Annotated in this window: 1 protein-coding gene; it reads right to left on the reverse strand. The window is 25.2% G+C overall.

The genetic code is table 11. The annotated features are described in order from the left end of the window. Positions 1 to 147: 147 nt before the first annotated feature. Complete coding sequence (locus CD172_RS12545; protein ID WP_103346525.1) at positions 148 to 834, reverse strand: Crp/Fnr family transcriptional regulator; 687 nt, start codon at positions 832 to 834, stop codon at positions 148 to 150. Positions 835 to 904 lie beyond the last annotated feature (70 nt).

The raw sequence follows: 904 nt of genomic DNA on the forward strand, positions 1-904 counted from the left end.
ATTATTAACAAACGCTTCACTAGGTATATAGTATTACTGATTATAAGTGCGGTTGTTATGTATTTACTGTCAGTTGAAGAACAACTATTTTTAGTAATTTTTTCAATCATAATTTATCTATCTATTCGCTTAAGGTCTATAGGGAAATTAACAAATATTACAAAAATTTAAAGGGCACTCTTCACAGTTAATTTGATTTTTAATTGAGTCTAAATCTAATAGGATAAACTTTTTGCTCTTTTTATCATAATCGAGAACATTATCGCTTTTTAATTTAGATAAAGTTTTGGTTGTTCTTTCTCTACTCATACCACATAGTTGCGAAAGATCTTCATGTGTTAAATTAATATCTATTAGTATGGTCCCATTGTTGAGAATTTTTCCAAAAGAATTGGCTAATCGAACTAGATTAGAAAGAATCATTCCCTTTTTATTGTAAAAAGTATAGTCTCTCAAAATTAATTCTCTCTTTTTAATTTCATTATGTGAATATTTTAAAATCAATGTATTGAGGTCATCGTTATCAATTTTTTCCTTTAATTTATTAATTGAGACTTGATATAAAGTGGTATTTTCTTTGAAAAATAGATGGTAGTTTATTTGAAATTGACTGTACTCATCAACCGTTTCTATGTAAATACTTCCATTTTTACATATTTTTGATAATAGGATTTTACCTGTGATGTCTGTGTGCTTTAAAAAAGTTAATCCTTTTTCAAAGGCATATAAAAAATTCTTTTCATTATTTAAATAAACAATTTCATTTTGTTTAAAGTTTTTACATTCCCCATATCTTTTTATGAGTTTAAATAACTCATTGTTAAACTTTAACATCAAGAAACGTCCCCTTTAATAAGTAAGCTTTCAACTTCATTACTGAATCTATAATATTATGGTATAATAT

Source organism: Staphylococcus agnetis (assembly GCF_002901865.1).
GTDB lineage: Bacteria > Bacillota > Bacilli > Staphylococcales > Staphylococcaceae > Staphylococcus > Staphylococcus agnetis.

Bases quoted from the DNA above. Each gene is read 5' to 3' on its own strand.
- CD172_RS12545 (WP_103346525.1), bottom strand. From the start codon at position 834: ATGTTAAAGTTTAACAATGAGTTATTTAAACTCATAAAAAGATATGGG.